The following is a 26033-nucleotide window of genomic DNA, read 5'->3' on the forward strand; positions in this document are numbered from 1 at the left end:
TGTCCTTTCGTGGTTTGAATCCGGTCGGGGTGGGCCGCCGCCCGGGGAGGGGGGCGGAGGGCGGCGGCCCGAGGGGGTTATGCGGCCTGTTTCAGCCCGTCGATCACGGTGGTGGCACGGGCGATCGCGCCGCCGTCCATCTGATGACCGTCGGCGGCGACGATGGTGACGTCGGTGATGCCGATGAAGGCGAGGATATGCTTCAAATAGCCGCTGGCGAAATCGACCTCGCTGCCGAGCGGAACGCCGCCCGAGGCGAAAACGATATAGGCGCGCTTACCCTTCAGCAGCCCTTCGGCACCGGCTTCGCCATAGCGGAAGGTACGGCGCGCGCGCGTCACCTGGTCGATCCACGCCTTCAGCGAGGCGGGGATCGCGAAATTATAGATCGGCGCGGTAATGATGATCGTGTCGGCAGCCTCGATCTCGCCGATCAGCTCTTCCGATCCGGCGAGCAACGCTTTCTGTTCGTCGCTACGCTCGGCCTCGTCAGTGAAATTGGCGCCGACCCAGTTTTCGGTGAGATAGGCGGGCGGCGTTGCGTTGAGGTCGCGGCGGGTCACCGAGGCGCCGTAGCTTTGCTCGACGAGGCGGCTCTCGAGCTGGTCGGCGAGGAGGCGGGTGGTCGAGCCCGAATTGCGGGCGCTGGCATCGATGCGAAGAATGTTGCTCATGGAAATTTCCTTTCGGGAAGATGGGGGTGGGCCGCCGCCGCAGGGAGGGGGGACAGGCGGCGGCCCGGGGGGCTTGGTCAGAGGCTGTCGACGAGGACCAGTTCGGCATCGTCGAGGGCCTCGACCTCGATCGTGCCGACATCGCGGAGCGCGATGCCGTCGCGGGGATCGGCCTCCTCGCCATTGACGCGGATGCGGCCCTTGGCAGCGACCAGATAGGCGTGGCGCCCGGCTTCGAGGTCGTAGGAGACGCTTGTCCCGGCGTTCACCGTCGCCGCGGCCACACGGGCGTTGGCGCGGATCGGCAGCGCCCCAAACCCTTCAACGTCGCCTTCGATGCCGCTTGCCAGCGTCACGAACCGCCCCGAACGGTCGGCCTGCGGGAACTGGCGCGCGCCCCAGCCGGGGTTGCCGCCGTCGCGGTCGGGCATGATCCAGATCTGGAACAGCGTCGTTTCCTCATCCTCGAGGTTGAACTCGCTGTGCGTTACACCGGTACCGGCGCTCATCACCTGGACGTCGCCCGCCGCGGTGCGGCCGCTGTTGCCCATGCTGTCGCGGTGGCTGATCGCGCCGGTGCGGACATAGGTGATGATTTCCATGTCGCGGTGCGGATGCGGGGGGAAACCCGACTGTGCCGCGATGGCATCGTCGTTCCATACGCGCAGCGCGCCCCAGCCCATCCGCTTCGGATCGTGATAGTTGGCGAACGAGAAGTGATGGCGGGCGTCGAGCCAGCCGTGGTTGGCGTGGCCCAAAGTGTCGAATTTGCGAATGTCGATCATGGCCTTTTCCTTTGCTTGCCGCCCTGAAGCTTCGATGCCCGGGGCGTTCATCTGTTGAGGACAAAATAGGCATTTGGATCGTTTCGAAAATAGCGTAGATGGAAAACCATCGTTTCCAATCAGGAGGTATTTGTGGCGCTTCCCGACTATGAAGGCTGGGCCTGTTTCGTCGCCGTTGCCGACGGCGGCAGCTTTACCGCGGCGGCGGCTTCGCTCGGGCTGTCGAAGGCGAGCGTGTCGAAGGCGGTGACGCGGCTCGAGGCGTCGCTGGGCATTACCCTGCTCCACCGCAGCTCGCGCGTCGTCGCGGTGTCGACCGCGGGCGCGGGTCTGCTCGACGAAGCGCGCGCGATGGTCGCGGCGGCGACCGCGGCGACCGAAGCCGCGCGCGGCGACCGCGTCGACCTCGCGGGCCCGATCCGCCTAGCGGCGCCGATGAGCTTCGGAATCAAGGTGCTCGGTCCGCCGCTCGCGGTTTTCCTCGACCGGCATCCCGCGGTCGAGATCGAGGTGCTGCTGAGCGATGCGCGCCACGATCCCGTCGCCGAGGGGATCGACCTGACGCTGCGCATTGCGCCGCTCGCCGATTCAAGCCTGCTCGCGCGCACGATCGCGCCGGTGGCGGCGTCGGTGCTCGCAAGCCCCGCCTATCTGGAAAAGCATGGCACACCGAAGCACCCGCTCGAACTGTCGGGGCACCGCCTGATCGGTTACGGCCATCGCCAGCGTGCAATGCCGTTGCATTTCCATCGCAAGGGCGAGGAGGCGACCGTGCTGCCCACCGGCCCCCTGTTCGCGAACAATGGCGATATCGCGGTGCCGCTGATCGTCGCGGGGGTCGGAATCGCCGTGCTGCCCGACTTCATCGCCGCCGACGAGCTCACGTCGGGGGCGGTCGTCCCGATCCTGACCGACTGGTCGCTGCCGCAGTCGCACCTGCACCTGCTGTCGCCGCCGTCGCGGCTTCGTCCGGCGCGCGTGCGTGCGCTTTCGGATCATCTGGTCGACACGCTCAAGATGTCGTGCACCGGCGCGCACGACCGGTATGTGGCGCTTCACCATGGTGTGAAGGCCGGCTGAGCCAGTGTTGCAAATAGGGCGCGACTCGTGGACTTCTGCGGGTTAAATCAAAATTAACCTTTTCCCTTCATTAGTTTCGTGGTTAATGTTCCGGCAGTCCTGCAACGGGGGTTGATCGGTGACATCCTTGATAGTCACGCGGATCGGTTCGCGGGATTATCGTGGGAAACAGTCAAGGGGTGCCCAATGCGCGTACTGCTGATCGAGGACGAGCCGACGACCGCGAAAGCGATCGACACGATGCTCACGACCGAAGGCTTCAACGTCTACACCACCGATCTCGGTGAGGAAGGCCTGGATCTGGGCAAGCTCTATGATTACGACATCATCCTGCTCGACCTGAACCTGCCCGACATGCACGGCTATGACGTGCTGAAAAAACTCCGCACCGCCAAGGTGCAGACGCCGGTGCTGATCCTGTCGGGCATTTCCGAAATGGATTCGAAGGTGCGCTCGTTCGGCTTTGGTGCCGACGATTATGTCACCAAGCCGTTCCACCGCGACGAACTGGTCGCCCGCATTCATGCGGTCGTCCGCCGCTCGAAGGGCCACAGCCAGAGCGTCATCAAGACGGGCAAGCTGGCGGTCAATCTCGACACCAAGACGGTCGAGGTCGACACGACGCGCGTGCATCTGACCGGCAAGGAATATCAGATGCTCGAGCTGCTGAGCCTGCGCAAGGGTACGACGCTGACCAAGGAAATGTTCCTGAACCACCTGTATGGCGGGATGGACGAGCCCGAACTGAAGATCATCGACGTCTTCATCTGCAAGCTGCGCAAGAAACTGGCGCTGGCATGCAACGGCGAAAATTACATCGAGACGGTCTGGGGCCGCGGTTATGTGCTGCGCGACATCGACGACGAAGGCAATGAAGTGCGCCGCGTCGCCTGACGCTGCGCAATACGCCACAAGTTAACCGAGGGAACCCGGCGCGGAGCGATCCGCGCCGGCTTTCTTTTGTGCGCCGCCGCCGGCAGGGCGCACGAGGCTGTGAACGGCAGGTTTCGACCGGAAGCTGCCGATAGGGATGTGCACCCCGGCGAAAGCCGGGGCCCAGAGCGTAATCGCGCAATGTCAGCCTTCTGACGCCATGGACCCCGGCTTTCGCCGGGGTGCACAAGGGACAGCTCACCACCCCAATGCCGACGATGGTCTTCGCGTCAGTGCCCCGCCGCGCCCAACCCGTCGATCTTCTTCGACTGGCGGACGATCAGCCCGGGGAACCAGCGTGCGAGGCGCGACAGGCGTTTCGCCATCTTGCCAACGGTGGTGTGGACGCTTGTTCCGTGCACCGCTTCCCACGCCGCTTCGGCGACACGTTCGACGGGGACGATCTCGAACCCGCTGTCGGACAGGCGATTGCGCGCGGGTTCGTTGCTGTCGGCGCTCACCTGGTCGAGCAGCGGGGTATCGATGAAACCCGGCATCAGCGAGCGCACCTTGATGCCGTGCTTGGCGAATTCGATTTCGAGCGCTTCGGTAAGCCCGCGCACCGCGAACTTGGTCGCCGAATAGACCGAGAGACCGGCGACGCCGTAAAAGCCCGACGCCGACCCCGTATTGAGGATTGTCGATCCGGGCGTAGCACGGAGCAGCGGCAGCGCAGCGTAGATGCCGTTGACGACGCCGCCGAAATTGATCGCGATCAGCCGGTCGGCCTCTTGCGGGTCCATGTCCATGAACTGGCCGCCCGACCCGATGCCGGCGTTGTTGAACAACACGTCGAGCCGGCCGCCGCCCGCCGCAGCAAAGGCGTCGAGCGCGCCTTTCCACTGGTCGCGGTCGCGCACGTCCATCACGTGGCGCGACGACGCGCCCGCAGGAAGCAGCGCGGCGGTTTCGTCGATCCCGGCGCTGTTGACGTCGGCGATGCCGACGAACCAGCCCTGACCGGCAAAGTGGCGCGCAACCGCCCGGCCGATACCCGATCCGCCGCCGGTGATGAAAATCGCCTTCCGTGCCATAGGGCCCCTCCTTACATTGATGTCAATGCGACAAGATGCGAAGTTGACGTTTCCGTCAAGCGGCAATCGCGGCTTGGCAAGGCGAAGCGCGCCTCGCTAAGAGATGCCGATGACCCGCGGCCTCCGCCTGATCCTGCTGTCGCTGCTGCTGTTTTGCGCGGGCCTCGCCGCTCCGGCGCGCGCCGAGGTGGTTGTCAGCTTCTATAGCCATGATTTCGGCGATCGTTTTCCGCACGCCTTCATCGTGCTCAAAGGCCGGGTCGATGCGACGGGGGAGCCGATCGACGTCAATTACGGCTTCACCGCGACGTCGGTCAGCCCGGCGATCCTGTTCGGCGCGGTGAAGGGCGAGGTGCAGACATCGAAGCCCGACTATGTCGCGAAGAGCGACCGCCAGTTCGACGTGACGGTCGATGATGCGACCTATGCGCGACTGATGGCCAAGGTCGCAGAATGGCGCGACCGCAAGCAGCCGAGTTACAGCCTGAACAAGTTCAACTGCGTCCATTTCGTCATGGAAATGGCCGAGGTGGCCGGACTGAAAGTCAACCGCAAGAGCAAGCTGTTCAAGAAGCCGAAGAGCTTCCTGATCGAAGTGAAAGGGTTGAATCCGGAATTGCGATGAAGGGGGAGGGGAATGATGCTGTTGTCGATGATGATGGTGCTCGCGGCGCAGGCGGATGCGGGCGCGGCTCCGGAGAGTGCGGAACCGATGGAGCCAGCGACCTTCCCGGGCAGCTGGGCGACGAATGATGATTATCCGGCACGCGCGATGCGCGAAGAGCGCGAAGGGACGACGGGTTTTCAGCTGACCATCGGCGCCGATGGTTTGCCGAGCGCGTGCGACATCATCTCGTCGAGCGGGCACGGCGACCTCGACGCGACGACCTGCCGGCTGGTCATGGAGCGGGCGCGCTTCAAGCCCGGGCGCGATGCGAAGGGCAAACCGACCGGCGGCACCTACAGCAACCGCATTCGCTGGCAAATCCCGGAAGGCGGCGGCATGTTTGCGCTGGGCACGCCGGGCTTCGCGATCGACGAGGGCGGCGAGGGCTGGCCGCGGCCTCCCCGGCCCGACATGGCGATGAACGGCATCCTGCCTGCGGATCATTATCCCGCCGCGGCGCGCGACGCACGCGAAGAGGGTATTGTCCGGATGGCGGTCGACGTCGATGTCGCCGGGCGCGTTACCGGATGCAGCGTGACCGAAAGCAGCCTTTCCACTTCGCTCGACACGGCATCCTGCGCCCTGATGCGCGACAAGGGGAAATTCGAACCCGCGCTCGATGGCGCGGGCAAGCCGGCAAAGGGCATGGCGCCGGTGAAATTCACCTGGCTTTTGCCGCCGGCCGAGGCGGCGGGCGACGGTGCGATCGTACCGCCCTCGGTCCGTAAATTTCCGATGAGCGACCCCGGAAGCATGGTCATGACGCTGGTCGTTGGCGCCGACGGGACGGTCAGCGGCTGCCGCTTCGAAAGCACGGGCACGATGGCACCGCCGCCCGAAGACGGATCGCCGTGCGAGATGTTTCAGGGGCCGCGCCAGTTCATTCCGTTCGTCGACGCAGACGGCAAGCCGGGCGCGCGACGCGTGACAATGCGCAGCGAATTGCTGATCGAGGATGCTCCCGCCGCTGCGCCGTCAAAATAGCTGCCGGACCTAGACGCCGCGCCGCTTTCACCCTATGTTCAGGGAACGGGGCGCAATATTTGTCGTTCCGGACGTATAGAGGGGCGATTCTTGCGGTTATTGCTGACCCTTTTGGCATTGCTGACCGGCCTGGCGACCGCCGACCGGGCCGTTGCCGCGCCTGCCGTTCCGGCGGCGATGGGGGCGCTGGTCCTGCTCGCCGAAACCGCAGGCAAGACCGAAGCCAACGAGGCCGAGCGCCGTCCGGCCACCACCGCGCCGACGCGCCGCACGTCGAGCGGCAGCGGCAAGCCGCGCAAGGCGCCGCCGCCGCACCTTCCGGGCCTGCTCACCGGCAGCGACCGCGCGCTCGAATAGAGCAGTGCTTTAGCGTCCGTTTCCAGGACGCCGCCCCGTCATCGGGGCATTTTCATATTCACGCGGCGACGGCGCCGCCTTTTCATTCTCATTCCAAGGAAATTCCATGTTTGCTGGCCTCGCCAAGAGCCTGTTCGGCTCGTCCAACGACCGTTATGTCGCCTCGATCCGCAAGATCGTCGACAAGATCAACGCCTTCGAACCTGCGATGCAGGCGCTCGACGATGCGGGGTTGCAGGCGCAGACGCAGAAATTCCGGGGCCGCCTCGAAGCAGGCGAGTCGCTCGACGATATCCTGCCCGAAGCCTTTGCCACGGTGCGGGAGGCGGCGGTCCGCACGCTCGGCATGCGCCATTTCGACGTGCAGATGGTCGGCGGCATCGTTCTCCACCGCGGCGAGATCGCCGAAATGGCGACGGGCGAAGGCAAGACGCTGATGGCGACGTTGCCCTGTTATCTCAACGCGCTCGAGGGCAAGGGTGTCCATGTCGTCACGGTCAACGATTATCTCGCCCGCCGCGACGCCGAGTGGATGGGCACCGTTTACGGCTTCCTCGGCTTGACCACCGGGATCATCGTCCCGAACCTCAACGAGATGCAGCGCCGTGATGCCTATAACAGCGACATTACCTACGCGACGAACAACGAACTCGGCTTCGACTATCTCCGCGACAATATGAAATTCGACCGTCAGCAGATGGTCCACCGCGAATTCAATTTCGGCATCGTCGACGAGGTCGATTCGATCCTGATCGACGAAGCGCGCACGCCGCTGATCATCTCGGGCCCGACCGACGACAAGTCGGAGCTTTATATCCGCGTCAACGAGGTCGTGCTGGGCCTCGCCGAAGAGGATTATGAGAAGGACGAAAAGTCCAAGTCGATCAGCCTGACTGAAGACGGTACCGAGCATGTCGAGCGCCTGCTCGAGGCGGCCGGCCTGCTTCAGGGCAATAATCTCTACGACATCGAAAACACGCAGGTCGTCCATCACGTCAACCAGGCGCTGAAGGCGATCCAGATGTTCCGGATCGATACCGACTATATCGTCAAGGACGGCAAGGTCGTGATCATCGACGAATTCACCGGCCGCATGATGGACGGGCGCCGCTGGTCCGACGGCCTGCATCAGGCGGTTGAGGCGAAGGAAGGCGTGCAGATCGAGCCCGAGAACCAGACGCTCGCATCGATTACCTTCCAGAATTATTTCCGCATGTATCCGAAACTGTCGGGCATGACCGGCACCGCGGCGACCGAGGCCGCCGAATTCTTCGACATCTACAAGATGAATGTCGTCAACATCCCGACCAACCGTCCGATCGCGCGCATCGACGACGAGGATGAGTTCTACAAGAATATCACCGACAAGTTCGGCGCGATCGCCAAGACGATCCGCGAAGCGAACGAGCGCGGCCAGCCGGTGCTCGTCGGCACCGTGTCGATCGAAAAGTCCGAATTGCTCTCGTCGTACCTCGAAAAGGAAGGCGTGCCTCACAGCGTTTTGAACGCGCGTTTCCACGAAAGCGAAGCGCATATCGTTGCGCAGGCGGGGCGCACCGGCGCTGTGACGATCGCGACGAACATGGCGGGCCGCGGCACCGACATCAAACTCGGCGGTAACGAGGAATTCCGCATCGACGACGAGTTGAAGGACCTGCCCGAAGGCCCCGAGCGCGACGCTGGTATCGCGCGCATCCAGGCCGAAGTCGCCGCCGAGCGCGAAGCGGTGAAGGCCGCGGGCGGGCTGTTCGTGCTCGCGACCGAGCGCCACGAAAGCCGCCGCATCGACAACCAGCTGCGCGGCCGTTCGGGCCGTCAGGGCGACCCCGGCCTGTCGAAATTCTACCTCTGCCTCGACGACGACCTGCTGCGCATCTTCGGCCCCGACACGCTGTTTTCGAAGATGATGAACAAGAACCTCGAGGACGGCGAGGCGATCGGCTCGAAATGGCTGTCGAAGGCGATCGAGACCGCGCAGAAGAAGGTCGAGGCGCGCAACTATGACATCCGCAAGCAGGTCGTCGAGTATGACAACGTCATGAACGACCAGCGCAAGGTCATCTACGAGCAGCGCGGCGAGATCATCGACAGCGAGACCGTCGACGACGTCATGCTCGCGATGCGCGCCGAGACGGTAAACGCGATCGTCGCCGACGCGTGCCCGCCGGGAAGCTATCCCGAGCAGTGGAATCTCGACCAGATGAAGGAACGGATCGAGAATATCCTCGACCTTTCGCCGCCGATCGATGCGTGGATGCAGGAAGATGCGGTCGAGCCCGAAATGTTCGAGGAACGCATCCAGGCGCAGGCCGATGCGGTCGCGGCCGAAAAGGCGGCGCTCGTCGATCAGGAAACGTGGAAGGGCATCGAAAAGTCGATCCTGCTCCAGACGCTCGACCATCACTGGAAAGAGCATCTCTCGACCCTCGACGCGCTGCGTCAGGTCGTTTTCCTGCGCGCCTATGCGCAGAAGCAGCCGATCAACGAGTATAAGCAGGAGGCCTTTGCGCTGTTCGAGCGCATGCTGTCGAACATCCGCGAAGATGTGACGCGCACGGTCGCGCGCATCGACCTGCGCTTCGAAGAACCCGAGGCGATGCCGCTGCCCGACCTGCCGGACTTTCTGACGACGCATATCGATCCGTTTACCGGCGAGGACAACAGCGCCGACATCGACGGCGGCGAACTGGGCGTGATCGCGAACACGCTGCCCCCGATGCAGATCCCGCGTCCCGACCTGCCCGAGGGCGAGAACCCCTATGCGGCGCTCGACATCAGTCGCAATGCGCCGTGCCCCTGCGGTTCGGGCCGCAAGTACAAGCATTGCCACGGGGCGATCTGACGCCGACCGTCTCGCCCTCCTTTCGTCACCCCGGACTTGATCGGCGAGTATCGCCTTCCGACAAGGAAGGGGGTGTTCCCCCGCCTTCGCGGGGGAACGCATACTTGCTCCAATGGGATATATCCCGACCTGATCCGGGGGCCATGCCGCGCCGTGGAGATGGCTGCCGGATCAAGTCCGGGGTGACGAAGACAGAAGCAGCGAAGTCCTTGAAGATACTGCAATACCATCGCTCATGAGTCCGCTTGCCAAGCGGTGCGGGCGCGATTAGCATCGCCTTCACAAGCTTGGCGGCCGCGTAGCCAGACAAGCACGCAGCAGGCAGGAATGAGGGCGCCGCGCACGCCGAACCATCGGGCGCGGCCGGACCGGTGGCATGTTGCGTGGAAAGGGCTGGGCATTTCCTTTTTCGACGAGATGACGGGGCAGGGCGGCGATGTCCGTTCGCCCTATCGCGACTATTCGGACTGGTTCGGGCGCGAAGATGCGGCGCGCATCCAGCGCAAGGCACAGCAGGCCGAGGGCTTTTTCCGTACCACCGGCATCACCTTCAACGTCTATGGCGAGGACGAGGCCGACGAGCGGCTGATCCCCTTCGACGTTGTCCCGCGGATCATTTCGGCGAGCGAGTGGCGGCGGCTGTCGCGCGGGATCGAGCAACGGGTTCGCGCGCTCAACGCCTTTCTCCATGACATTTATCACCGGCAGGAAATCCTGCGCGCCGGCCGCGTACCGGTCGACCTGATCTCGCGCAACGAAGCGTTCCTGCCGATGATGATGGGGATGGACCCGCCGGGCGGCGTCTATACGCACATCAGCGGCATCGACATCGTTCGCACCGGCGCCGACGAATATTATGTGCTCGAGGATAATGCGCGAACCCCGTCGGGGGTCTCCTACATGCTCGAAAATCGCGAGACGATGCTCCAGATGTTTCCCGAGCTGTTCGCGAAGATTTCGGTGCGCGAGGTCAGCGACTATCCGCTCAACCTGTTGAAATCGCTTGCCGCCTGCGCGCCGCCTGCGTGTGGCGGTACACCCACTGTCGCGGTGCTGACCCCCGGCATCCACAACAGCGCCTATTTCGAACACAGCTTCCTTGCCGATCAGATGGGCGCCGAGCTGGTCGAGGGCCATGACCTCCGCGTCGTCGACGGGCGCGTGGCGATGCGCACGACGCAGGGCTATACGCCGATCGACGTCCTCTATCGCCGCGTCGACGATGATTTCCTCGACCCGCTCAATTTCCGGCCCGACTCGATGCTGGGGGTGCCGGGAATCTGGGATGTCTATCGCGCCGGCGGGATTACGATCGCGAACGCACCGGGGACCGGGATCGCCGACGACAAGGCGCTCTACAGCTATATGCCCGATATCATCGAATTCTATACGGGCGAGAAGGCACTGCTTCCCAATGTGCCGACCTGGCGCTGCTCGGAGCCCGAGCATCTGCGCGAAGTGCTCGACCGGCTGCCCGAACTGGTGGTGAAGGAAGTCCACGGATCGGGCGGCTACGGCATGCTCGTCGGCCCGGCGGCGAGCAAGAAGGAGATCGCGGCGTTTCGCGCGAAGCTCGAGGCGAACCCGCGCAATTATATCGCGCAGCCGACGCTGTCGCTCTCGACCGTGCCGATCTTCACGAAGGCGGGACTGACGCCGCGCCACGTCGACCTGCGTCCCTTCGTACTGATGTCGCCGCAGGGGATCCGGATCACGCCGGGCGGGCTGACGCGCGTCGCGATGAGCAAGGGGTCGCTGGTGGTGAATTCGAGCCAGGGGGGCGGCACCAAAGATACCTGGGTACTGGAGGACTGATGCTCGGGAAAACCGCAGGATCGCTCTACTGGATGGCGCGCTACCTCGAACGGAGCGAGAATAACGCGCGGCTGATCGACGCCGGCTTTCGTATCGCGCTGACGCGGTCGAGCACGGCGCGCTCCGAATGGCGATCGGTGCTCGTCACCGCGGGGCAGGATTCGGCCTTCCGGCAGGCGCATGGCGAGGACTATACCTCGCAGCGCGTCGTCGATTTCCTGCTCCGCGACCCCGCCAATCCGTCGAGCATATTGTCGGTCGTCAAGCGCGCACGCGACAATGCCCGCACCGCGCGCACTTACCTGACGCGCGAGGTGTGGGAGGCGGTCAACACGAGCTGGATGACGCTCGGCGCGCTGCTCAAGCGGCAGGTGCGCGAGGATGATCTGCCCGATGTGCTTGCGGCGATTCGCCAGCAAAGCGCGCAGGTGGTGGGCGCATTCTCGGGCACGATGTTGCGCAACGACGGCTATAATTTCGCGCGCCTTGGCACCTTCCTCGAACGCGCCGACAACACGGCGCGCATCCTCGACGTCAAATATTATCTGCTGCTGCCGTCGGTCGCGCATATCGGCAGCTCGATCGACAATGTGCAGTGGGAGACGATCCTGCGCTCGGTGTCGGCGCACCGCGCCTATCACTGGCTGTACGGCGCCGAGATCAGCGCGCTCAAGATCGCCGAATTCCTGATCCTCTATAAACAGATGCCGCGCAGCCTCGCCTTCTGCTGCGACCAGATGAACGACAATCTCGGCCTGCTTCAGCGCAGCTACAATGAGGAGACCGAAGCGGTGCAGATGGGGACGGCGATCTGCCGCGATCGGCTGTCGCGCCCGATCCAGTCGATCTTCGACGGCGGGTTGCACGAATTCATCACCGACTTCCTCCGCGCCAATGCCGCGCTCGCGCGGCAGATCGAGCGCGACTACCGGTTCGTGGAGTGACCATGCGCCTTCGTGTCGAACATAGCACCCATTATAATTTCGACGGCCATGTGGCCTACGCGCTCCAGCAGCTCAAGCTGACGCCGAAGGAACGCCCGGGACAGCAGCTGATCCACAACTGGTCGGTCGGGATCGAGGGTGGGGCGCAGCAGCTCCACTATACCGACCATCACGGGAATGGCGTCGACCTCGTCTCGTTGAACAGCGGCACGCACGAGCTGACCATCCGCTGCACCGGCGAGGTCGAGCTGGTGACGTGGGACGGGGTGATCGGGCCGCACCGCGGCGCGATGCCGCTCTGGACCTTTCTGCGGCCGACGCCGCTGACGCGTGCGGGGCGCGGGGTGCGTTCGCTGACCGCCGAGCTGGGCCGCGATTTCGCGAACGACATCGAGCGCGCGCACGCGTTGTCGGCGCTGATTTTGGCGAAGCTGCCTTACCGGATCGGGGTCACCGATGCCGAGACGACCGCCGAGCAGGCACTCGCCGGCGAGGGTGGCGTTTGCCAGGATCATGCGCATATCTTCATCGCCGCGATGCGCCACCTCGGGCACCCGGCACGCTATGTTTCGGGCTATCTGATGATGAACGACCGGACGCATCAGGATGCAACCCACGGCTGGGCCGAGGCGTATTTCGAGCATATCGGCTGGATCGGTTTCGATGTGAGCAATGGCCACTCACCCGACCAGCGCTACATTCGTGTCGCGACCGGCCTCGATTATCGCGACGCCGCCCCGGTTCGCGGGATGCGCTATGGTGCAGCGCAAGAAAATCTGGTTGTCCAATTGCAGGTCCAGCAATAAGCGGGCGGGGACGATCAGGACTTTCCGGGCGGGGAAACGGGATTCGATGACTTATTGCGTTGGCATGCGTTTGAACAAGGGGCTGGTGTTCATGTCGGACACCCGTACCAACGCCGGCGTCGACGACATTTCGCAGGTCCGCAAGATGCGCAGCTGGCATGTGCCGGGCGAGCGCGTGATTACGCTGATGTCGGCGGGCAACCTTGCGACGACGCAGGCCGTCGTCAGCCTGCTCGACGAGCGCACCAAGGCGCCCGAGGAGCGGCATCCGTCGATCCTCGCTGCGCCGTCGATGTTCGCGGTCGCGACGATCATCGGCGAGACGCTGCGCAATATCGTGATGCGTCACAATGACGAGGGGCCCGCGGCGGAGTCGCTGTTTCGCGCGTCGCTGATCGTCGGCGGACAGATCAAGGGCGCCGAACCGCGGCTGTTCCTGATCTATCCCGAAGGCAATTTCATCGAGGCCGGAGAGGATAATCCCTTCTTCCAGATCGGTGAGACGAAATATGGGCGGCCGATCATCGTGCGCTCCTACGACCCCGCGATGTCGTTCGAGGATGCGGTGAAGCTGCTCTGCGTCTCGTTCGATTCGACGATCCGCGCCAATGCCGGGGTCGACCTGCCGATCGACCTCAAGGTCCATGAACGCGATGATTTCGTGGGGGTGCGCGAGCGCCGCTTCGAACGCAACGACCCCTATTTCGAAAGCGTCGCCGACGGCTGGGCCGAGGCGTTGGGGATCGCGCTCGCCGAACTGCCCGACTTTCATTTCTGAGATCGCCGCAAGGCTCGGGGAAAGGGAGGGCCCGGAAGGTACGCGACCTTCCGGGCCTTGTTGCTCCGGCCGTCAGGGAGGGGGGAGGAGCGGCCGGAACTTGGGGGTGCCTTGTATATGGTGCCCCGCGGTCGCCGGTTCAACCATACCAAAGAATGATACGGCCTATCTGTTCTTGCGCCCTTCGATCAGCCCGTCGACAAGGCTGGGGTCGGCGAGCGTCGAGGTGTCGCCCAGCGATCCGAAATCATTCTCGGCGATCTTGCGCAGGATGCGGCGCATGATCTTGCCCGAGCGCGTCTTGGGCAGGCCGGGAGTCAGATGGATATGGTCGGGGGTCGCGATCGGGCCGATCTCGGTGCGCACCTGCTGCTTCAATGCCGCCTCGACCTCGGCGGTCGGCTCGACCCCGGCGTTTAATGTGACATAGGCGTAGATGCCCTGACCCTTGATGTCGTGCGGGAAACCGACGACTGCGGCTTCGGCGACGAGGTCGTGGAGGACGAGCGCGCTTTCGACCTCGGCGGTGCCCATCCGGTGCCCCGATACGTTGATCACATCATCGACGCGGCCGGTGATGCGCCAGTAACCGTCGGCGTCGCGGCGGCAGCCGTCGCCGGTGAAATATTTGCCCTTGTAGGTCGAGAAATAGGTCTCGGCAAAACGCTGGTGATCGCCGTAGATCGTCCGCGCCTGCCCCGGCCAGCTGTGCGTGATGCAGAGGTTGCCTTCGGCCGCGCCGCCGGTCTGTTCATCGACGAGCACGCCGCCCTCGGCATCGACCAGTTGCGGCCGGATGCCGAAGAACGGACGCCCCGCGCTGCCGGGCTGCATCGCATGCGCACCGGGCAGGGTGGTGATCATGATCCCGCCGGTTTCGGTCTGCCACCAGGTGTCGATCACGGGGACGCGACCCTTGCCGACGAGTTGGTGATACCAGCGCCACGCCTCGGGATTGATCGGCTCGCCGACGCTGCCGAGCAGGCGGATCGACGACAGGTCATGGCGCGTCACATAATCGTCGCCCTCGCGCATCAGCGCGCGGATCGCGGTGGGGGCGGTGTAGAGGATGTTGACCTTGTGCTTGTCGACGACCTGCCAGAAACGGTCGTGGTCGGGATAATTGGGCACGCCTTCGAACATCAACGTCGTCGCGCCATTTTGCAGCGGGCCATAGACGACGTAGCTGTGTCCCGTGACCCAGCCGATATCGGCGCTGCACCAGAAGATTTCGCCGGGACGGTAGTCGAAGCCGTACCAGAAGGTGCTTGCCGTCCAGACGCTGTAGCCGCCGACGGTGTGCAGCACGCCCTTGGGCTTGCCGGTCGAACCCGAGGTATAAAGGATGAACAGCGGGTCCTCGGCGCCCATCGGCTCGCAAGGGCATGTGTCGTCCACATCGGCCGACAGCGCGTCGTACCAATGGTCGCGTCCTTCCTTCATCGCCACATCGCCGCCGGTGTGTGCGATGACGAGCACCGCCTTCACATCGACACGCTCGAGCGCCTTGTCGACATTGGCTTTGAGCGGAACCACCTTGCCGCCGCGCAGGCCTTCATCGGCGCAGATCACCCAGTCGCTCGCGCAATCCTCGATCCGGCCGTGGATCGCCTCGGGCGAGAAACCGCCGAAAACGACGCTATGCACCGCGCCGATACGCGCGCAGGCGAGCATCGCGACCGCGCCCTCGGGGATCATCGGCATATAGATGGTGACGCGGTCGCCCTTGCGGACGCCGAGCTTCTTCAGCGTGTTCGCAAAGCGGATGACGTCGGCGAGCAGCGCGGCATAGCTGATCGTACGGGTCTCGCCGTCGGGGGCATCGGGCTCGAAGATGATCGCGGTACGCTCGCCTTGGCCGGCGGCGACATGGCGGTCGATCGCGTTGTGGCAGAGGTTGAGGACGCCGTCCTCATACCATTTGATTTCGACGGGATCGTAGGACCAGTTGGCAATCTTCGTCGGCGGAGTCACCCAGTCGAGCCGCTTCGCCTGTTCGGCCCAGAAACCGTCGGGATCGTCGATGCTCGCGGCATAGAGACGGTCGTAATCGGCGGCGGTGCAATGGGTGTTCGCGGCGGCGTCGGCGGGGACGGGAACAAAAGGTTCGGACGGCGGCAACTCTGACACGGCGACTCTCCCATTCGGGTTTGCATTGTTCGCCCGCTGCGATAACCCGCGAGCCACAAACTGCAAGGCGCGAAGGCGTTTATGAAGGGACAGATGATGGTTCAACTGGGCCAGGAGACCGGCGCGCTTCTCGACAGGCTGGGGGTCGACCGCGCGCTATGGACCGACGGTTCGATGCCGTCGGTAACGCCGCTGACCGGCGAACAGCTGGGGCAGGTGCAGGTCGCCGACGCAGTGGCGATCGACGATATGGTGGGCAAGGCAAGCGCCGCCTTTCGTGCCTGGCGTCACGTGCCCGCACCGCGCCGCGGCGAGCTGGTCCGTCTGTGGGGCGAGGAATTACGCGCGGCGAAGGACGATCTGGCGAAGCTGGTGACGATCGAGGCAGGCAAGATCCCGTCCGAGGGTGCGGGCGAAGTGCAGGAGATGATCGATGTCTGCGACTTCGCGGTCGGGCTTTCCCGGCAATTATACGGCCTGACCATCGCGACCGAGCGACCGGGACACCGGATGATGGAGGTCTGGCATCCGCTGGGTGTCGTCGGCGTGATTTCGGCATTCAACTTTCCGGTCGCGGTATGGGCATGGAACGCCGCCCTAGCGCTCGTCTGCGGCAACAGCGTCATATGGAAACCGTCCGAAAAGACGCCGCTGACCGCGCTCGCGGTGCAGGCGGTTTTTGCGCGCGCGATGGCGCGGTTCGGCGATGCACCCGAGGGATTGGCGCAGCTTCTTGTCGGCGGACGCGAGGCGGGCGAGGCGCTGGTCGACGACCGGCGCGTCGCGCTGGTGTCGGCGACGGGGTCGACGCGGATGGGGCGCGCGGTCGCGCCGCGGCTCGCCGGGCGGTTCGCGCGCGCGATCCTCGAACTCGGCGGCAACAATGGCGTGATCGTCGCGCCGTCGGCCGATCTCGATCTCGCGCTGCGCGGTGTTGCCTTCGGCGCGATGGGAACGGCGGGGCAACGCTGCACGACGACGCGGCGGCTGTTCCTGCACGACAGTATCTACGATGGCTTCGTCGCGAAATTGAAGGCGGCGTATACCAGCGTCGGCGTCGGCAATCCGCTGGAGAGCGAGGTCCTCGTCGGGCCGCTGATCGACCGCGCGGCGTACGAGATGATGCAGGGAGCCCTGAGCGCCGCGGCCGCGGCCGGTGGCGTCGTGCATGGCGGCGAGCGCGTCGGCGACGGCGCGAGCTTCTATGCGAAGCCCGCGCTTGTCGAGATGCCGGGGCAGGTGGGGCCGGTGCTCGAGGAGACGTTCGCGCCGATCCTTTATGTAATGCGCTACCACGACCTCGATGCGGTGATCGAGTTGCACAACGATGTCGCCGCCGGTCTGTCGTCAGCGATCTTCACCACCGACATGCGCGAAGCCGAACGCTTCCTGCTCGCGAGCGACTGCGGCATCGCAAACGTCAATCTTGGCACTTCGGGTGCCGAGATCGGCGGCGCGTTCGGCGGCGAGAAGGAAACCGGCGGTGGGCGTGAATCGGGCTCGGACAGCTGGAAAGCCTATATGCGGCGCGCGACGAACACGGTGAACTACTCGGATGCGCTGCCGCTCGCGCAGGGCGTGAGTTTCGAGATTTAATAGCAATCCCATTGGTAGAAGATTTTGCTGAAGTCGCGCTTCAGCAGGTCTTCGCGCCGGATCATGAACTGGCCCTGCCCCATATCGCCCCACATCAGGTGATCGTCGCTCCACAGGTTGATCAATACCCGGTCGACGTCCTGATAGGCCGGCGTTGCGCGCCAGTCCGATTGCGTGAATCCGGGATGGCCGCCGACATGATGGCGCTGCGGGGTCAGTTCATACTGCTTGTCCGCAAAGTCATGGATGCCGTTGATCTTGTCGCTCTCGAACAGCTTTTTAAGATCCCTTTCGGCCAGCCAGGAATCGGTCGAGGGAAATTGCTCGACGCGTTTCGGCTTCAGGGCGACACCCTGTCTGACCGTGCTGTCATTCAGCGGCGAATAATCGTCGATCCCGCGATCGCCGCGCGGCGTTCCCCTATGCAGCTTGCCGGCACCGTCCATCTTTTCGCGCCAGATGACGCGAAACTTGCCCGCTTCGGGCTTTTCAAAGTTCGCGCCGTAAAGATTGTCGCGCGCGATGAAGAACTGCAACACGCCGCTTTCGGGATAATCCGGCAGAGGTGGCATTTCGGCGAAATCGACCTGTGCCAGGAAGGACATCGGCCGCCCCTCGCCATCGGCTGGCCAAGCTTCGCCCGCCGCCAGCCAAACAGGGCCGCCGATGCGGGTGCCGCCGACGGTTGCGGGAGCGGGGCCCGCCGGCTCGAGATCGATTGCCGGAAGGCTATGCCCCTTCTGCCACGCGGCAAATTCGGCCACCGCCGGATCGCGCAGCAATTCCAGCATTGTCGGCTCGGCCGGTGTCGCCGGGGCGCATCCGAAAAGGCTCATGATGGCGGCGCCGAAGGCCAGCCGGACGAGAGGGTTTTTCATGGCTCGGTGATAGCCGCCGATCTTCGCGGGTGCGAGCCGATTCAGGCTCGCCAGCCGTAGCCTTCCTCCAGCGCGACGATCTGCCCTCGGGCGCCGACCGGCTCTGTCTTGCCGTCGGTCAAAAAGGCCAGCATTGCGGCATCGCTCACATCGACATGCGCGAGCGTACGGTCGCCTTCGGGCGTCCGGGCCACGACGACACCCGCCCTGGGCCCGCCATCGCGGCCATAGAAGACGGTATAGCTTTCGATCGTCGCCGGCCCGGCATAGTCCTCGATCAGGTCGGGCACCGGCCCGCGCTTTGTCTCCGCCTCCGCCTGATAGTCGAAATCCTGCGGGAAGCTCGCCGCCGCGATCGGCTGCTTGCCCAGCACGATGCAATGATTGTCGGTTGCGAAGCCGCCATTCGCGAAGAGGAAGCCGTAACGCCCTTCGCTGCGCAGCTTTTGGGTCATCGAGACCACCGCATGGCTCATATAATTGGCGATCGGCCCGCCGCCAAAGGTGAGCCCGCCGAACACCGTTGCGGGGCGGTCCCACGGCCAGCCGAGAATCCGCCGCGCCATCTTGGGCACGCAGGGGAAGCAGCTGTAGAGTTCGACGCAGTCGAAATCCTCGACAGTCATCGCGTTCAATTCGAGGGTGCGGGTGATCGATGTTTCCATGCTAACGCTGCCGTCGTAGCGGTCGCGGTGGAGGATGCTCGCAGGCTCTTTCGCGGCGGCGCCCATGCCGACGTAGATCAGCCGGTCGTCGGATATGCCGCGGCGGCGCGCTTCGGCGAGGCTTGTGACGATAAAGCCGGCGCCCTGGTTGACCGACGAGTTGGCGACCATCAGCTTCGAATAGGGAAAGGCGATCGGGCGGTTGCGTTCATCGACGCGCAGAATGTCCTCGGGCGTTGCAGGCTTGCGGATCCACGCGCCGTCGTTCGCTGCGGCGACCTCCGAAAAGCGCGACCAGATTTCGGCGCTTTCGAACTGTGCATCCTCGAGGCTCTCGCCCCATGCGGCGCGCGTCGCATTTTCATAGAGCGGGTATACGTCGACCGGCGCGGCGAGACCGTGCTTCTGGGCGTAATTGGGCTCGCGGCGCGTCGCGACCTTGCGGATCGCATTATAGCTTTTGTCCTCGCCGCTTGCGGCCTTGGCGGCGCGGCCCGCGGCGGTGCGCAGCGCCTCGGCGCCGACGATGGCAGCGAGCCTGACTTCGCCCGCGCCGATGCGGTTCGCGGCTTCGTTGAGCAGGCGTATGGGTGTGTCGCCATGCGGTGCCGCCGACTGATAGTTGATCGCCGGCGTCGCTCCGATTGCGGCGGCGAGCGGTTCGGGCAGCTTGCCGAGGCTGTGGAAACTGATCTGGTCGACGATCGCGAGGCTGTCGAGGTCGGCGAGGAGCCCGCCACCCGCATCGGTGTCCGCGATCTTCAGCGCCGCGACCATCAGACCGAGTGAGTCGAGGCCCTGATCGGGATCATCGGGCCGGTCGTTGACCTGTCCGACCCCGATGATGACGGGAATGCGCTCGGGGTCGGTCATCGCCATGTCAGCGCGCCTTCCACTCGGGCTTGCGCTTCTGCGCGAAGGCGAGCGGGCCTTCGCGGGCGTCCTCGCTGCGCATCAGCACGCCGCGTTCGCGGGTATTATGCTCCCAATAGGGCGCGTCGGCGGCGATGCGGCCCTCGTCGATGCCGAGCGCGACGCGTTTTGACGCCTGCACCGAGAGCGGGGCGTTGGCGGCGATTTTTTCCGCGATCGCGATCGCGGTCGGGAGCAGATCGGCGAGCGGGACGACATGGTTGACGAGGCCGAACTCGGCGGCACGCGCGGCGGGGATCGGATCACCCGTCAGCATATATTCCATCGCCAGCTTGCGCGGCAATTGCTGCGCGAGGCGGAAGGCGCCGCCCGCTGCGGCGAACAGCCCGACCTTGACCTCGGGCAGCCCGAATTGCGCATGGTCGGCGGCGACGATGATGTCGCTCATCAGCGCGATCTCGCAGCCGCCGCCAAAGGCGAAGCCGTTGACCGCCGCGATGATCGGTTTCGAGATCGGGTGCGATACCATGCCGGCAAAGCCCCACGCCTGTTGTTCGGGATCGGACGGCGCGAGGCTCTCGCCGCGCGACAGCGCAACGAGGTCGGCGCCGGCGCAGAAGCTCTTGTCGCCCGCGCCGGTGATGACGACGGCGCGGATTTCGGGATCGTTCTCAGCTTCCTCAAGCGCGATGCCGACGCCGATATGCACCGCGGCGTTCACCGCGTTGCGTGCCTCGGGCCGGTTGATCGTCACGATCAGGATATGGCCGCGGCGTTCGGTGAGGATGGTCGTGTCGGTCATCGCGAATCTCTCCCTTCCGGGCGAGTATCGCGGTTGGTTGACGTTTACGTCAACTGTAATCCTCTCTGCCGCGAAGCGATGGGGAGGGGGACCATCCGAAGGATGGTGGAGGGGCGGCGACGTCGCGTCATGGCCCCTCCGTCAGCGCTTCGCGCTGCCACCTCCCCATGCCTTCGGCACAGGGAGGAACAAGGTTAGATCGACTGGCCGGTCTTCGCCCAGTCGGCGAGGAAGCCTTCGATGCCCTTTTCGGTCAGGATATGCTTGAACAGCCCCTTGATCACCGACGGCGGCGCGGTCATCACGTCGGCGCCGATCTTGGCGGCTTCGAGCACATGGATGCCGTGGCGTACGCTCGCGACGAGGATTTCGGTCTCATAGGCATAATTGTCGTAGATCAGCCGGATGTCGGCGATCAACTGCATGCCGTCGAAGCCATTGTTGTCGTGGCGGCCGCCGAAGGGCGAAACGAAGGTCGCGCCGGCCTTCGCCGCGAGCAAAGCCTGCGCCGCCGAGAAGCAGAGCGTGACATTGACCATCGTGCCGTCGCCGGTCAGCGCCTTGCAGGTCTTGAGGCCGTCGATCGTCAGCGGCACCTTGATGCAGACATTGTCGGCGATCTTGCGGAGGACTTCGGCCTCTTTCATCATCGTCGCATGGTCGAGCGCGACGACTTCGGCCGACACCGGGCCGGTGGTGAGTGCACAGATTTCGCGGGTCACTTCCTTGAAGTCGCGGCCCGACTTGGCGATCAGCGACGGGTTGGTGGTGACGCCGTCGAGCAGGCCGGTCGCGGCGAGTTCCTGGATGTCGGCGATTTCGGCGGTGTCGGCGAAGAATTTCATGGCGCGGGGCTTTCTGGTGGGAATGTGATTCGGGATTGCGTCCGCCCTAGAACAACGCGCGCAAAATATGAACCGCCCGCTCCCTCCTTCGTCATGCCGGACTTGATCCGGCATCCATTCCCTGCGCCGCGTGGACCCCGGATCAAGTCCGGGGTGACGGCAATTGGAAAAGGGGGTGGCGTTCCGTCTTTGTTCCGATTATGCGAGCCGCATGGCCAAAGCGAAGCGTCAATATGTCTGCCAGAATTGCGGCTCCGCCACTTATCGCTGGCAGGGGCAATGCGCCGATTGCGGCGAATGGAACACGCTGGTCGAAGAGGCCGGTGAAACGGTCTTTTCGGCCAAGCACGACCTCAGCCGGGGGGGGCGCGCGCTCGCGCTCGAAACGCTCGATGCCGACAGCAGGATGCCCGAACGCATGCTGTGCGGAATCGCCGAATTCGACCGCGCGCTCGGCGGCGGGTTCGTTGCGGGGTCCGCCACGCTGATCGGCGGCGATCCGGGGATCGGCAAGTCGACCTTGTTGCTGCAGGCGGCCGGACGGCTCGCGAAGGCGGGCAAGTCGGTCGTCTATATCAGCGGCGAGGAAGCCGCGGCGCAGGTGCGGCTGCGCGCGCAGCGGCTGGGGCTCGGCAACGCGCCGGTCGCGCTCGCGAGCGCGACCTCGGTGCGCGATATCCTCGCGACGCTCGACGGGCGCGATGCCGATTTCGTCGTGATCGATTCGATCCAGACGATGCATAGCGACCTGATCGACAGCGCGCCGGGGACGGTGAGCCAGGTCCGCGCGAGCGCGCAGGAACTGATCCGCTATGCCAAGGACAGCGACGCGGCGATCGTGCTCGTCGGCCATGTGACGAAGGACGGGACGATCGCGGGACCGCGCGTGCTCGAACATATGGTCGACACGGTGCTGGCGTTCGAGGGCGAGCGCAGCCACCAATATCGTATCCTGCGCGCGGTAAAGAACCGCTTCGGCGGCACCGACGAGATCGGGGTGTTCGCGATGGGCGAGGAGGGGCTGGGCGAGGTGTCGAACCCCTCGAGCCTGTTCCTGACCGACCGCAGCCGCGACGTTCCGGGATCGGTGGTGTTCCCCGCGCTCGAGGGTACGCGGCCGGTGCTCGTCGAGGTGCAGGCGCTGACCGTGCGGCTCGCGAGCGGCGCGACCCCCCGCCGCGCGGTCGTCGGCTGGGACAGCGGGCGGCTCGCGATGGTGCTTGCGGTGCTCGAGGCACGTTGCGGGCTGCAGATGGGCGCCGCCGAAGTCTATCTGAACATCGCGGGTGGTTATCGCCTCACCGATCCCGCCGCGGATCTTGCGGTCGCCGCGGCGCTGATCTCGGCGTTCAGCGAGCGGCCGGTGCCCGCCGACGCGATCGTTTTCGGCGAATTGTCGCTGTCGGGTGAGGTGCGACAGGTTTCGCACGACGGGCTGCGGCTACGCGAGGCGGCGAAGCTCGGATTCTCGCGCGGCTGGGGACCGAAGGGCATGAAGCCGGTCGGCGGGATTTCGGTCACCGGTTTCGGCCGTCTCGGCGAACTCGTTGACCTGATGCTCGGGCGCGACTAGCGACCACAAAATGGGAAGTCTGACGGCTCTGGATATCATCGTGCTGACGCTGGTCGGCGGCAGCGCGGTGCTCGGTTTTTCGCGCGGGCTGGTGCAGGAGGTGACGAGCCTCCTTGCCTGGGTCCTTGCGATCGCGGCGGTGCGCTTCTTCCACCCGCTGGCAACCGACCTGCTCGGCGGCTGGATGGGCGATGGCGGCGGCGCGGCGATGCTGGCGTTCGTGATCCTCTTCGGTGGCGTCTTCGCCTTCACCAAATGGGGCGGACGCGCGATGGGACAGCGCAGCCGCGCGTCGCTGGTGGGCGGTTTCGACCGCGGTCTCGGCGCGGGGTTTGGCGCGGTGAAGGGCCTGATGATCGCAACCATCGGCTTTATGGCGATCACCCTGCTCTACGACATCGGTTACGGCAATGCGCAGCGCCCGGCATGGGTAACGGACAGCCGCACCTATCCCGCGCTGAGCGCGACGAGCGGGGCGCTGAGCAAGGTGATTGCGGAGCGCCGCGCCGAAGCGCGCGAGGCCGAAGCCAATGGCGACAGGCAGGATGCGCCCGAAGCGCCAAAGTCATGAGCGCGCCGCTCTATAACCGCGACATATTGGCGCTGGCGGTGGCGAGCGCCGAGCATCTGCCCAACCCCGCTGCGCGCTATCATGCGAATGCCCGCGCGCCGCTGTGCGGAAGCCGGATCATTGTCGACATCGATGCAGACGAGGCCGGGCGCGTGACGGGTGTCGGCATGCATGTCGAGGCCTGCGCGCTGGGGCAGGCTGCGGCGACCTTGCTCGCGCGCCATGCGCAGGGACGCCGCCTTGCCGACATTCGTGCCGCGCGCGACGCGATTGCCGACTGGTTCGCCGGCACGGGCGAAGCGCCCGACTGGCCAGGTTTTGACCTGCTCGCCGCGGCGCGCGACTATCCGGCGCGGCACGGCGCGATCCTGTTGCCGTTCGATGCCGCGATCGCCGCGCTCGAGGAGCGGGCGGCGGCGGCATGACCTTGCTCGCCCTCACGGCGGCGGCGTCCGAAGCGGCGGAAAGAATAGGCGAAACCGCGACCGACACCGCGCTTGTCGAGGGCGCGATCCTGCTCGGCGTCGCGACGCTGTTCGTGCTGATCTTCCGCCGCCTCGGCCTTGGGGCGGTGCTCGGCTACCTGATTGCCGGCGCGCTCGTCGGACCCCACGGGCTCGGCCTTGTCGGCGGCGGCGAATCGAAGCTCGCCTTTGCCGAACTCGGCATCGCCTTCCTGCTTTTCCTCGTCGGGCTCGAATTGTCGCCTGGCCGGTTGTGGCAGATGCGGCGCGCGATCTTCGGCCTCGGCATGGCGCAGGTCGTCGTGACGGGGCTGGTCCTGACCGGCCTTATCCATCTGACGCTGGGTTTCAGCCCGGCGGCGTCGCTCGCGCTCGGCCTGCCGCTGGCGCTGTCGTCGACGGCGCAGGTCCTGCCTGGGCTCAAAAGCTCGGGCCGGATCAATTCGCCCTTCGGCGAAAAAGCCTTTTCGATCCTGCTGTTCCAGGATCTGGCGATCGTGCCGATGATCACGATCATCGCCGTCCTGTCGCGGGCGCCGGCAGACCCTTCGGCGCCGCCGGGGTGGCAGATGGCCTTTTTCACGGTCTGGGCGATCGTCGTGCTCGTCCTCGCAGGCCGCTTCGTCGTCAACCCGCTGCTACGCCTCGTCGGCCGCTATGGCGAGCGCGAGCTGTTCGTCGTCGTCGGGCTGCTGACCATCCTTGCCAGTGCGGCGCTGATGCACAGCCTGCACCTCTCGACCGCGCTCGGCGCCTTCATCGCCGGCGTGATGCTCGCCGATTCGCCCTATCGGCACGAGATCGAATCCGACGTCGAACCCTTCCGCCTCATCCTGCTCGGTCTCTTTTTCCTCGCGGTCGGCATGGTGCTCGACGTCGGCGCGGTGATGGCACGGCCGTTCGAGGTGCTAGCGCTCGCGCTGGGGCTGGTCGCAGTGAAGGTCGTGGTCCTCACGCTGATCGTGAAATTGTTCGGCAAGCCGTGGCCAGTAGCGCTCGGGCTCGGGCTGTTGCTCAGCCAGGGCGGCGAGTTTGGTTTCCTGTTGTTCGCACAGGCGGCCGACGCGCTGCTGATCCAGCCTGAGGCCGCGAGCCTGTTCAGCGCGGTCGTGACGCTGTCGATGGTGACGACGCCCTTCCTGATGCTCTTTGCGCGCAACCTCGAATTCGCGCCCGAAGTGGACAAGGCCGATCTGGCCGATCCGGGGGAAGCGCCGCGCGGTTCGGCGATCGTTGTCGGTTATGGGCGCTTCGGCCAGATCGTGTCGCAGATGCTGCACGGCGTCGCCTGTTCGGTGACGCTGATCGACAAGAAGCCGAGCCAGATCGAGCTGTCGAGCCGCTTCGATACCAAGGTCTATTTCGGCGACGGGCTGCGTGTCGACCTGCTCCGCCGCGCGGGTGCCGAGGAAGCGCGGCTGATCATCTTCTGCATTGACGATTCGTCGGTCGATGCCGCGGCGCTGAAACCGGTGGTCGATGCCTTCCCGAATGCCAAAGTCCTGATGCGCGTCTTCGATCGCCGCCAGCTGCTCGCGATCGACGGATCGGGGGTCGACGGCGTCATTCGCGAGGTGTTCGAAAGTTCGATCGCGATGGGCCTCGCCGCGCTGCGCCATCTCGACGTCGACCCGAGCGAGATGGACGATGTCGAGGCGACGCTCCGCCATCTCGACGAGACGCGGCTGCAGGCGCAGATCGACGAGGGCGATATTTCGGCGGGCATGGACCATCGCTTCAAACCCGGCGGCGGACGCGAGGCCGACAGCGTGCTTGAGAAGCTGCGTCGCAAGCGCCAAGAGGCGAAGGCGGCGCGCGAAGAGAATGAGGCGATGGGGCTGGAAAGCGGAAGCTAACGCGCCCGCGACGACTGGCGGCGAGTCCCCGGGCAGCGAGTGTGTCGGTTTAGGGGTGAGAGCTGCCGCTGCAACATTGCC

23 protein-coding genes are annotated in these 26033 nt (G+C 65.1%); 15 read left to right on the forward strand and 8 right to left on the reverse strand.

What is annotated here, in order from left to right:
• Nucleotides 1-77: 77 nt before the first annotated feature.
• The gene (locus VGD20_RS12530) at nt 78-674 is read right to left on the reverse strand and encodes an FMN-dependent NADH-azoreductase (RefSeq protein ID WP_331134764.1); all 597 of its coding nucleotides are present in this window, start codon (nt 672-674) and stop codon (nt 78-80) included.
• A gap of 77 nt (nt 675-751) precedes the next feature.
• The gene (locus VGD20_RS12535) at nt 752-1459 is read right to left on the reverse strand and encodes a pirin family protein (RefSeq protein ID WP_331134765.1); all 708 of its coding nucleotides are present in this window, start codon (nt 1457-1459) and stop codon (nt 752-754) included.
• Between the two features lie 132 nt (nt 1460-1591).
• Between VGD20_RS12535 and VGD20_RS12540 the strand changes: the two genes are divergently transcribed.
• Nucleotides 1592-2539, forward strand: coding sequence for a LysR family transcriptional regulator (locus VGD20_RS12540; protein WP_331134766.1), 948 nt, complete (start codon nt 1592-1594; stop codon nt 2537-2539).
• A 186-nt stretch (nt 2540-2725) separates the two neighbouring features.
• A complete protein-coding gene (ctrA, locus tag VGD20_RS12545) occupies nt 2726-3433 on the forward strand; it encodes a response regulator transcription factor CtrA (protein WP_167919339.1) in 708 nt (235 codons plus the stop codon).
• 269 nt (nt 3434-3702) lie between these two features.
• Here ctrA and VGD20_RS12550 read toward each other — a convergent pair whose 3' ends face one another.
• Nucleotides 3703-4506: an SDR family oxidoreductase gene (locus VGD20_RS12550; RefSeq protein WP_331134767.1), complete on the reverse strand. Its 804-nt coding sequence runs from the start codon at nt 4504-4506 to the stop codon at nt 3703-3705.
• Between the two features lie 109 nt (nt 4507-4615).
• On the opposite strand from VGD20_RS12550, the gene VGD20_RS12555 reads away from it, so the two are divergent.
• The 8 genes from VGD20_RS12555 (at nt 4616) to VGD20_RS12590 (ending at nt 13699) form a co-directional block, all read left to right on the forward strand.
• Nucleotides 4616-5131 (forward strand): hypothetical protein, encoded by a 516-nt coding sequence (locus tag VGD20_RS12555; protein ID WP_331134768.1) that lies wholly within the window; start codon nt 4616-4618, stop codon nt 5129-5131.
• Between the two features lie 12 nt (nt 5132-5143).
• The gene (locus tag VGD20_RS12560) at nt 5144-6157 is read left to right on the forward strand and encodes an energy transducer TonB (RefSeq protein WP_331134769.1); all 1014 of its coding nucleotides are present in this window, start codon (nt 5144-5146) and stop codon (nt 6155-6157) included.
• Between the two features lie 111 nt (nt 6158-6268).
• Nucleotides 6269-6514: a hypothetical protein gene (locus tag VGD20_RS12565; protein ID WP_331134770.1), complete on the forward strand. Its 246-nt coding sequence runs from the start codon at nt 6269-6271 to the stop codon at nt 6512-6514.
• Between the two features lie 106 nt (nt 6515-6620).
• Nucleotides 6621-9356 carry a preprotein translocase subunit SecA gene (secA, locus tag VGD20_RS12570; RefSeq protein ID WP_331134771.1) on the forward strand — a complete coding sequence of 912 codons (2736 nt, stop codon included), beginning with the start codon at nt 6621-6623 and terminating at the stop codon, nt 9354-9356.
• A gap of 417 nt (nt 9357-9773) precedes the next feature.
• Complete coding sequence (locus VGD20_RS12575) at nt 9774-11171, forward strand: circularly permuted type 2 ATP-grasp protein (RefSeq protein ID WP_331134785.1); 1398 nt, start codon at nt 9774-9776, stop codon at nt 11169-11171.
• A complete protein-coding gene (locus VGD20_RS12580; protein WP_331134772.1) occupies nt 11171-12115 on the forward strand; it encodes an alpha-E domain-containing protein in 945 nt (314 codons plus the stop codon). Before VGD20_RS12575 ends, VGD20_RS12580 begins: the two co-directional genes overlap by 1 nt.
• 2 nt (nt 12116-12117) lie before the next feature.
• Nucleotides 12118-12921 (forward strand): transglutaminase family protein, encoded by an 804-nt coding sequence (locus VGD20_RS12585; RefSeq protein WP_331134773.1) that lies wholly within the window; start codon nt 12118-12120, stop codon nt 12919-12921.
• A 46-nt stretch (nt 12922-12967) separates the two neighbouring features.
• A complete protein-coding gene (locus VGD20_RS12590; RefSeq protein WP_331134774.1) occupies nt 12968-13699 on the forward strand; it encodes a peptidase in 732 nt (243 codons plus the stop codon).
• A 165-nt stretch (nt 13700-13864) separates the two neighbouring features.
• Here the strand turns inward: VGD20_RS12590 and acs are convergent, their stop codons facing one another.
• On the reverse strand, nt 13865-15829 hold the full coding sequence (gene acs / locus VGD20_RS12595) for an acetate--CoA ligase (protein WP_331134775.1): 1965 nt from the start codon (nt 15827-15829) through the stop codon (nt 13865-13867).
• 93 nt (nt 15830-15922) lie between these two features.
• Between acs and VGD20_RS12600 the strand changes: the two genes are divergently transcribed.
• Entirely contained in the window at nt 15923-17425 is a 1503-nt protein-coding gene (locus tag VGD20_RS12600) for an aldehyde dehydrogenase family protein (RefSeq protein ID WP_331134776.1), read from the forward strand.
• Here VGD20_RS12600 and VGD20_RS12605 read toward each other — a convergent pair.
• The 4 genes from VGD20_RS12605 to fsa all read right to left on the reverse strand — a co-directional run bounded on the left by VGD20_RS12605 (nt 17422) and on the right by fsa (nt 21488).
• A complete protein-coding gene (locus VGD20_RS12605) occupies nt 17422-18303 on the reverse strand; it encodes a YwqG family protein (RefSeq protein WP_331134777.1) in 882 nt (293 codons plus the stop codon). The genes VGD20_RS12600 and VGD20_RS12605 overlap by 4 nt on opposite strands.
• A 41-nt stretch (nt 18304-18344) precedes the next feature.
• Nucleotides 18345-19847, reverse strand: coding sequence for an acetyl-CoA acetyltransferase (locus VGD20_RS12610; protein WP_331134778.1), 1503 nt, complete (start codon nt 19845-19847; stop codon nt 18345-18347).
• A gap of 1 nt (nt 19848) precedes the next feature.
• The gene (locus VGD20_RS12615; protein ID WP_331134779.1) at nt 19849-20643 is read right to left on the reverse strand and encodes an enoyl-CoA hydratase-related protein; all 795 of its coding nucleotides are present in this window, start codon (nt 20641-20643) and stop codon (nt 19849-19851) included.
• A gap of 194 nt (nt 20644-20837) precedes the next feature.
• Nucleotides 20838-21488, reverse strand: a complete 651-nt coding sequence (fsa, locus tag VGD20_RS12620) for a fructose-6-phosphate aldolase (RefSeq protein WP_331134780.1) — start codon at nt 21486-21488, stop codon at nt 20838-20840.
• Between the two features lie 211 nt (nt 21489-21699).
• Here fsa and radA point away from each other — a divergent pair, with 211 nt between their 5' ends.
• The 4 genes from radA to VGD20_RS12640 are packed head-to-tail and all read left to right on the forward strand — an operon-like array spanning nt 21700 to nt 25952.
• On the forward strand, nt 21700-23061 hold the full coding sequence (gene radA / locus VGD20_RS12625) for a DNA repair protein RadA (protein WP_331134781.1): 1362 nt from the start codon (nt 21700-21702) through the stop codon (nt 23059-23061).
• 10 nt (nt 23062-23071) lie between these two features.
• The gene (locus VGD20_RS12630) at nt 23072-23632 is read left to right on the forward strand and encodes a CvpA family protein (RefSeq protein WP_331134782.1); all 561 of its coding nucleotides are present in this window, start codon (nt 23072-23074) and stop codon (nt 23630-23632) included.
• Nucleotides 23629-24057, forward strand: a complete 429-nt coding sequence (locus tag VGD20_RS12635) for an iron-sulfur cluster assembly scaffold protein (RefSeq protein ID WP_331134783.1) — start codon at nt 23629-23631, stop codon at nt 24055-24057. The genes VGD20_RS12630 and VGD20_RS12635 overlap by 4 nt, the downstream gene beginning before the upstream one ends.
• Entirely contained in the window at nt 24054-25952 is a 1899-nt protein-coding gene (locus VGD20_RS12640) for a cation:proton antiporter (RefSeq protein WP_331134784.1), read from the forward strand. The genes VGD20_RS12635 and VGD20_RS12640 overlap by 4 nt, the downstream gene beginning before the upstream one ends.
• Nucleotides 25953-26033 lie beyond the last annotated feature (81 nt).

The organism is Sphingopyxis sp. (assembly GCF_036402335.1).
Taxonomy (GTDB): Bacteria; Pseudomonadota; Alphaproteobacteria; order Sphingomonadales; family Sphingomonadaceae; genus Sphingopyxis.